Raw genomic sequence first — 8,190 nt, forward strand, 5'->3', positions numbered from 1 at the left:
ACGACTTTCGGTCGTGAGATAGGGCCTATCTCACGACCGAAAGCGTCCATTCCCCCGATGTCACGTTCGAAAGTGGGGGCGGGGGCCCGGGCGGGGTCAGCGCGCGGCGCGGCGCTCGCGGGCCGAGGTGACGGTGTCGAGGTCCGTATGGCGGGTCTCGGGGGAGAGGGCCAGCGCGATGACGGTGATCGCCGAGGCGGCGGCCAGGTAGTAGCCGACGTAGGCGACGTCGAACTTCTGCACCAGCCAGGCGGCGATGAACGGGGTCAGCGCGGCGCCGAGGATCGAGGACACGTTGTAGGCGATGCCGGAGCCGGTGTAGCGCGTGTTCGTGGGGAACAGCTCGGGCAGCACCGCGGACATCGGCCCGAAGGTCAGGCCCATGAGCGTCATGCCCGTGGCCAGGAACGCCAGCATCAGCGGCACGTTCAGCTCCGCGCCCACGCCCATGTTCTCCGGCGAGAGCCACAGGCCGAACGAGAGGCCGAACAGCACCATGAGCACCGAGATCACGATCAGGGTGGGGCGGCGGCCGAAGCGGTCCGCCAGCAGGCCGGAGACCGGCACGAACGCCGCGAAGAACAGGATGCCGACCAGCTGCAGCACGAGGAACTCGGCGTAGGGGACACCCAGGAAGCCGTTGGCCGGCTTGCCGATCGCGTAGGAGAGGATCCACGTGGTCATCAGGTAGAAGAGCACGTAGGTGGCGTACATGACGAAGGTGCCCAGGATCAGCTCCCACCAGTTGCGGCGGAACACCTCGCCCAGCGGCGCCTTCACGCGCTGGTCGCGGTCGAGGGCGCGCTGGAAGACCGGGGTCTCCTCGAGCTTGACGCGGACGTAGAGGCCCACGGCCACCATCACGATCGAGAGCAGGAACGGCACGCGCCACACCCACGTGAGGAACGGGCCGTCGAGCACCGGGTTCGTGGAGTCGTGGTCGAAGCCGAGCACGAGCGCGAGGAACAGGCCGTTGGCCAGCAGGAAGCCGATCGGCGCGCCGAGCTGCGGCCACATGGCCGCCTGCGCGCGCTTGCCGTCCTTGGCGTACTCGGTGGCCAGCAGGGCGGCGCCGGACCACTCGCCGCCGAGCCCCAGACCCTGGAAGAAGCGCAGCAGCGTCAGCATGGCCGGCGCCCACAGGCCGATCTGGAAGTACGTGGGCAGCAGGCCGATGAGGAACGTCGCGATGCCCATGGTCAGCAGCGAGCCGATGAGCGTGGTCTTGCGGCCCACGCGATCGCCCAGGTGGCCGAAGACGACGGCGCCCAGCGGCCGGGCGACGAACGCCGCGCCGAAGGTGGCCATGGAGGCCAGCAGGGCCGTGTTGTCGTCGCCGCCCGCGAAGAAGATCAGCGGGAACACCGAGACGGCGGCCGTGGCATAGATGTAGAAGTCGTAGAACTCGATCGAGGTGCCCACGAGCGAGGCGATGATGACCCGCGATCGGGGCACCTCCTGCGCGGCGGCGACCGCGTCCGACGTGACATCGGGGGTGGCGGTGGGGGCGCCCGGGTTCACGGGCCCGGGTTCACGGGCGGGGTGGAGTGGGACATGGTGTCTCCCTGGTATGACGGGCACAGGGGGTCGCGAGCGACCACGATGTGAGACGAAGATGCGTGTCAGGTTAAGCCTCGTCGCGCCGATCTGCGAGAGTCACATCCTCGTCGTCCACCATGTGGAACCAGTCCGCGACGCCGGCGCTCCCCGCCGTCGTCGCCGGCGGCTCACTCCGCGTCGGCGATGGTGGCGATCACCGTGCCGGCCGTGACCGTCTGGCCCGGCTCGACCTCGAGACCGCTGACCACGCCCGCGCGGTGGGCCGCGAGCGGCTGCTCCATCTTCATGGCCTCCACGACCACGATCAGGTCGCCCTCGGCCACGGTCTGGCCGTTCTCGGCGGCGACCTTCACCACGGTGCCCTGCATCGGGGCGGTCAGCGCGTCCGTGCTGACGGCCGCGGCCACCGGTGCGCCGCGCTTGCCGCGGGGCCGGCGTCGTCCCGCACCGGCCCGCTGGGCGGCGCCGGAGATCGTGTGCAGGGCCTCGCCCCACGTGGGCAGGGTGACGTCCACGCGCTTGCCGTTGACCTCCACGGTCACGGTGTGGCGCGCCTCGCGGGGGGCCGGCTCGGCCGGGGTGAGGGCGCTCGGCTCGATGCGGTTCGCGAACTCCGTCTCGATCCACCGGGTGTGCACCGAGAACGGCTCCTCCGAGCCGGCGATCTCGGGGGCGAAGGCGGGGTCGCGCACCACGGCGCGATGGAAGGGCAGCACCGAGGGCATGCCGACGATCTCGGCCTCGCGCAGGGCGCGGGCGGCGCGCTGCAGGGCCTGGCGGCGGTCCGCGCCGGTGACGATCAGCTTGGCGACCATGGAGTCGAAGGCCCCGGAGACGGCCTCGCCCTCCACCACGCCGGAGTCCACGCGCACGCCCGGGCCGCTGGGCATGCGGAACGTGGTGAGCCGGCCGGGGGCGGGCAGGAAGTTGCGGCCCGGGTCCTCGCCGTTGAGGCGGAACTCGATCGAGTGGCCGCGGGGCTGCGGGTCCGTGTAGCCGAGGGCCTCACCGCGGGCCAGGCGGAACTGCTCGCGCACGAGGTCGATGCCGGTGATCTCCTCGGAGACCGGGTGCTCCACCTGCAGGCGCGTGTTCACCTCGAGGAAGGAGATGGTGCCGTCCTGGCCCACGAGGAACTCGCACGTGCCCGCGCCGACGTAGCCGGCCTCCTGCAGGATCGCCTTGGAGGACTCCACGAGGCGGGCGTTCTGCTCGTCCGTGAGGAACGGCGCCGGGGCCTCCTCCACGAGCTTCTGGTTGCGGCGCTGCAGCGAGCAGTCGCGGGTGGAGATCACGACGACGTCGCCGTGCACGTCCGCCAGGCACTGCGTCTCCACGTGGCGCGGCTTGTCCAGGAAGCGCTCCACGAAGCACTCGCCCCGACCGAACGCGGCCACGGCCTCACGGACCGCGGACTCGTAGAACTCCGGGATCTCCTCGCGCGTGCGGGCCACCTTGATGCCGCGGCCGCCGCCGCCGTAGGCCGCCTTGATGGCCACCGGCAGGCCGAACTCATCCGCGAACGCGACGACCTCCTCCGTGCCGGTCACGGGGGAGGTGGTGCCCGGCGCCAGCGGGGCGCCGACCTTGGTGGCCAGCTGGCGGGCCGAGACCTTGTCGCCCAGCCGGTCGATCGCCTCGGCAGGCGGGCCGATCCACACGAGGCCGGCGTCGGCCACGGCGCGCGCGAAGTCCGCGTTCTCGGAGAGGAAGCCGTAGCCGGGGTGCACGGCGTCCGCGCCCGCGCGCTCGGCGGCGTCGAGGATCTTGCCGATCACCAGATAGGAGTCGGCGGCGGTCTCCCCGCCGAGGGCCACGGCCTCGTCTGCGAGCCTCACGTGCAGGGCGTCCCGGTCCGGCTCGGCGTAGACGGCCACGGAGGTCAGCCCCTCGTCCTGGCAGGCCCGGATGATGCGCACGGCGATCTCGCCGCGGTTGGCGATCAGCACCCGGGAGAACCGGCGCTCCGCCGCGGGGTCGACGGGCGGGACGACCGAGGCCTGCGGTGCGTCGGCGATGCTCATGGGCGATGGACTCCTCGGACGATCACGGCTGGGGGGCGGGCGCCTCGCCCGTGGTCGTGCCCCTCACCCGGTGGGGTGAAGGGCGCGGGACGGGGCCGACTCTGACCAGCACCCTACTCGTTGTGGCGGAACCCTCCGAGGCACGCGGCCCTGTCGCGCCGGATCAGCCCTGCGCGTTGGAGGGTTCCCACAACCGGGTGAAGTCCTGGCCCAGGGCCGCCGCGGCCCGCCGCAGCCACGCCACGGACAGCCCGATCACCGCGTTGGGATCCCCGTCCACGCCGTCCACGAGGGCCGCGCCCGCGCCGTCCACCGTGAACGCGCCCGCGCAATGCAGCGGCTCGCCCGTGGCCACGTAGGCCTGGATCTCGGCCTCGGTGACGGCGCCGAAGCGCACGACGGCGGACACCACGCCCGCCTCCGCGGCCATCCCGGACTCGACCCCGGGCTCCGGCAGCACCAGGCCCAGCCAGTGGCCCGAATGCAGCACGCCCTCCCGGCCGGCCTGGGCGCGCCAGCGCTCGACGGCGACCTCGGGCTCGTAGGGCTTGCCGTGGGCGCGGCCGTCGAACTCGAACACGGAGTCGCAGCCGAGCACGAGCGTGGGCGCCTCGACGCCGGCGGCCGCCACCCGGGCGGCCACGTCGCGGCCCTTGGCCTCCGCCAGCAGGCCCGCCAGCTCCGCCGGCGACGGGTCGCCCGCCGCCGCGCCCACGGCCGCCTCGTCCACCCCCGAGACGACGACGCGGAACGGCACCCGCGCCCGGGTCAGGACCTCCGCTCGGCCGGGGGAGGCCGAGCCGAGCACCAGCCGCAGGCCCGTGCCGGGGCCGGCCGCGCCGTCGTCGTGCGGGATCACGCGAGCGCCTCCCGCAGGGTGTCCAGGCCCATGCCGCCCAGGCGCAGGGCCCGCGTGTGGAAGGCCTTGAGGTCGAAGTCGGCGCCCTCGGCCTGCTCGTGCTCGGCGCGGATCTGCTCCCAGATGCGCTGACCCACCTTGTACGCCGGCGCCTGCCCCGGCCAGCCGAGGTAGCGCGTGAACTCGAAGCGGCGCTGGCCCTCGGAGATCCTCAGGTGCTTGGTCAGGAACGCGTAGCCCTTCTCCGGGGTCCACGCGCCGCCGCCCTCGGACTCGGGGGCGTCGAAGCCGCAGTGGTAGCCGATGTCGAACACGACGCGGGCCGCGCGCATGCGCTGCATGTCCAGCATGCCGAGGTGGTCGCCCGGGTCGTCGAGGAAGCCGAGCTCCTCCATGAGCTTCTCCGCGTACAGCGCCCAGCCCTCGCCGTGGCCGGACGTCCAGCAGAAGCTGCGGCGCCACAGGTTGAGGTTCTCCCGGTTCATCATGGCGGTGGCGATCTGCAGGTGATGGCCCGGCACGCCCTCGTGGTAGACCGTGGTGGTCTCCGCCCACGTGGTGAACTCGTCCTCGCCCGGGGGCACGGACCACCACATGCGGCCGGGCCGGGAGAAGTCGTCCGAGGGGCCGGTGTAGTAGATGCCGCCCTCCTGGGTGGGGGCGATCATGCACTCGAGCCGGTCCATCGGGGCCGGGATCTCGAAGTGCTCCTTCATGGCCTCGACCGCGTCGTCGGAGAGCCGCTGCATCCACGTGCGCAGGGCCTCGGTGCCCTTCAGGGTGCGCTCCGGGTCCGCGTCCAGGATCGCGCGCGCCTCCTCGATCGTGGCGCCCGGCCGGATGCGCTCGGCGTCCGCCTGCTGCGCGGCGATGATGCGGGCCAGCTCCTCCTGGCCCCAGCGGTAGGTCTCCTCGAGGTCGATCTCGGCGCCGAGGAAGACGCGGGAGGCCAGCCGGTAGTAGTCGATCCCGACGCCGTCCGCCTCCGGGGCGTGCGGGCGCAGCTCGGCCTCGAGCGTGTCCGCGAAGTCGCGGTAGGCCTGCGCGGCGGTGTCCGCGCCGGAGCGGATGCGGGCGGCCAGGGCGTCGTCCACGACGTCGGCTGCCTCGGCCCGCTCGACCAGGCCCGGGAAGAACCCGCCCGCGGCGCCGTGGGCGCGGGCCTGCTCCACCACGATGTCCACCTGGCGCACCGCGGCCACGTGGCCGGCGTCGCGGGAGGCGAGCAGGGACTCGGTGTAGCCGCGCAGGGCGGCCGGCAGGTTCTCGAGGCGGCCGGCGATGTGGCCCCACTGCTCCGCGGTGTCCGTGGGCATGAGGTCGAAGACCGCGCGGATGCCCTGGGCGGGGGAGGCGATGTTGTTCAGCTCGGTGCGGCCGGTCGCGTGGATCTCGCGCTCGAGGCCGATGCGCTCCTGCATGGCCGCCTTCGTGACGCGGTCCGTCTCGTCCTGCGGCTCGAGCGCGGCCAAGTCCTCGAGCAGGCGGGCGTTGAGCTCGTCGTCGGCGCGGGCGCCGGCGGGGGAGAAGTCCGTGTACTCGGTCTCCCGGCCGGGGAAGCCGAGCTCGGTGGCGGTGTCCGGATGCAGGGCGAGGAGGTCGGTCACGTAGCGCTCGGCGAGCGCGTCGATGGCGGACGGGGTGCGGGCGCCGTCGACGGCGGCCTCGGAGGTGTGCTGGGTCATACCGGCACTCTAGGCGCTGGCGCCCGCCCCCCGGCTCACTGCGGGCCCGCGCCCTGACGCCACTGACCGCGGCCGGGCCGGGCCCACAGGCCCAGGTCGCCGCGACGGCGGAGCGTGCGGTCCAGGGGGCGGGGGTCGGCGGCCTCGGCGGCGAGCCGGGCGGCTTCGGCCCGGGCCGCGGCGGCCGCCTCGAGGACGGCGGCCAGTGCGGCCATCTCCTCCGGCTCCAACTCCGGGCCGCTGAGCTGCAGCGGGTCGGCCGACGGCGGCGTGGCCTGCGTCGACTCGTCGTTCTCGTCCGGGGCGCCCGGGCCCAGCAGGGCGCTCACAGCGGCATGTTCCCGTGCTTCTTGGCGGGGCGGGCCTCGCGCTTGTGCAGGGTGGCGCGCAGGGCGCGGATGAGCTGGCCGCGGGTGGCGTGCGGGGGCACCACGGCGTCCACGTAGCCCAGCTCGGCGGCCTGGTACGGGTTGAGCAGCTCGGCCTCGTAGTCGGCCACGATCTCGGCCCGGCGCGCGTCGACGTCGCCGCCCGCCTCCGCCGTCGCCTTCAGGTCGCGCCGGTACAGGATGTTCACGGCGCCCTGGGCGCCCATCACGCCGATCTGCGCGCTCGGCCAGGCCAGGTTCAGGTCGGCGCCGAGCTTCTTGGAGCCCATCACGATGTATGCGCCGCCGAAGGCCTTGCGCGTGATCACGGTCAGCTTCGGCACGGTGGCCTCGGCGTAGGCGTAGATCAGCTTGGCGCCGCGGCGGATGATGCCGTTGAACTCCTGGTCCGTGCCGGGCAGGAACCCGGGCACGTCCACGAGGGTGATGATCGGGATGTTGAACGCGTCGCAGAAGCGCACGAACCGCGCGGCCTTCTCCGAGGCGGCGATGTCCAGGGTGCCGGCGAACTGCAGCGGCTGGTTCGCGACGACGCCCACGCTCATGCCGTCCAGGCGGGCCAGTCCGGTGATCACGTTGGGCGCGTACAGCTCCTGCAGCTGCAGCAGGTGGCCCTCGTCCACGATCGAGGCGATGACCTCGAGCATGTCGTAGGGCTGGTTGGCGGAGTCCGGGACGATCTCGTCCAGGGCGAGGTCCTCGTCCGTGGGCTCCGGGTCCGCGGCCTCGAAGGTCGGGGCCTCTGCGAGGTTGTTGGAGGGCAGCAGCTCGAGCAGCTCCTGCACGTAGGCGATCGCGTCCTCCTCCGAGGAGGCCATGTAGTGGGCGGTGCCGGAGGTGGCGTTGTGCGAGCGGGCGCCGCCGAGGGTCTCCATGTCCACGTCCTCGCCCGTGACGGTCTTGATCACGTCCGGGCCGGTGATGAACATGTGCGAGGTCCGGTCCACCATCACCACGACGTCCGTCAGCGCCGGAGAATAGGCCGCGCCGCCGGCGGAGGGGCCCATGATCAGCGAGATCTGCGGGATCATGCCCGAGGCCAGGACGTTGTTCCGGAAGATGTCCGCGAACTGGGCGAGGGAGGCCACGCCCTCCTGGATGCGCGCGCCGCCGCCGTCGAGGATGCCGATCACGGGGCAGCCGTTGCGCGCGGCGAACTCCTGGACCTTCACGATCTTCTGGCCGTTGCGCTCGGACAGCGAGCCGCCGAACACGGTGAAGTCCTGGGAGTAGACGGCCACCTGGCGCCCGTCCACGGTGCCGAAGCCGGACACCAGGCCGTCGCCGGCCGGGTGCTTGGCGTCCATGCCGAACGCGGTGGTGCGGTGCACGGCCAGCGCGTCCAGCTCCACGAAGGAGCCCTCGTCCAGGAGGAGATCGATCCGCTCGCGCGCGGTGTGCTTGCCGCGCGCGTGCTGGCGCTCGACGGCGTCCGGGCCGCCGGGCGCGGCCGTCGCCTCGAGCCGCCGATGCAGGTCGGCCAGCCGGCCGGCCGTGGTGGTCAGATCGGGATCGGTCACACGTCCTCCTTGTGGTGGTCCGCCAGATGCGGAGGCTCAGTCGGCCAGTCTACGGGCCGCCGCGGACGCCCTCGGTTGGAGGAAGCCCACAAACGACGAGGACGTCGGCCCGGGCCGCCCCTCCGCGCGCCCCGGGAGCGGATCGGCCCGCCC

The 8,190-nt window shown here is 73.0% G+C and carries 6 protein-coding genes; all 6 read right to left on the reverse strand.

What is annotated here, in order from left to right:
* Positions 1-96: 96 nt before the first annotated feature.
* Positions 97-1,521, reverse strand: a complete 1,425-nt coding sequence (locus tag J1M39_RS06900) for an MFS transporter (RefSeq protein WP_446740324.1) — start codon at positions 1,519-1,521, stop codon at positions 97-99.
* 206 nt (positions 1,522-1,727) lie between these two features.
* Positions 1,728-3,584, reverse strand: coding sequence for an acetyl/propionyl/methylcrotonyl-CoA carboxylase subunit alpha (locus J1M39_RS06905; RefSeq protein WP_206496609.1), 1,857 nt, complete (start codon positions 3,582-3,584; stop codon positions 1,728-1,730).
* A 163-nt stretch (positions 3,585-3,747) separates the two neighbouring features.
* Entirely contained in the window at positions 3,748-4,443 is a 696-nt protein-coding gene (locus J1M39_RS06910) for a Maf family nucleotide pyrophosphatase (RefSeq protein ID WP_206496610.1), read from the reverse strand.
* Positions 4,440-6,128, reverse strand: coding sequence for a DUF885 domain-containing protein (locus J1M39_RS06915; RefSeq protein ID WP_152743839.1), 1,689 nt, complete (start codon positions 6,126-6,128; stop codon positions 4,440-4,442). Before J1M39_RS06915 ends, J1M39_RS06910 begins: the two co-directional genes overlap by 4 nt.
* A gap of 35 nt (positions 6,129-6,163) precedes the next feature.
* On the reverse strand, positions 6,164-6,457 hold the full coding sequence (locus J1M39_RS06920) for a hypothetical protein (RefSeq protein ID WP_235187762.1): 294 nt from the start codon (positions 6,455-6,457) through the stop codon (positions 6,164-6,166).
* A complete protein-coding gene (locus J1M39_RS06925; protein WP_206496611.1) occupies positions 6,454-8,037 on the reverse strand; it encodes an acyl-CoA carboxylase subunit beta in 1,584 nt (527 codons plus the stop codon). Before J1M39_RS06925 ends, J1M39_RS06920 begins: the two co-directional genes overlap by 4 nt.
* Positions 8,038-8,190 lie beyond the last annotated feature (153 nt).

Source organism: Micrococcus sp. KRD077 (assembly GCF_017168505.1).
GTDB lineage: Bacteria > Actinomycetota > Actinomycetes > Actinomycetales > Micrococcaceae > Micrococcus > Micrococcus luteus.

Coding starts and splice junctions, on each gene's coding strand:
- J1M39_RS06905 (WP_206496609.1), bottom strand. CDS start 3,584: ATGAGCATCGCCGACGCACCGCAGGCCTCGGTCGTCCCGCCCGTCGAC.
- J1M39_RS06915 (WP_152743839.1), bottom strand. CDS start 6,128: ATGACCCAGCACACCTCCGAGGCCGCCGTCGACGGCGCCCGCACCCCG.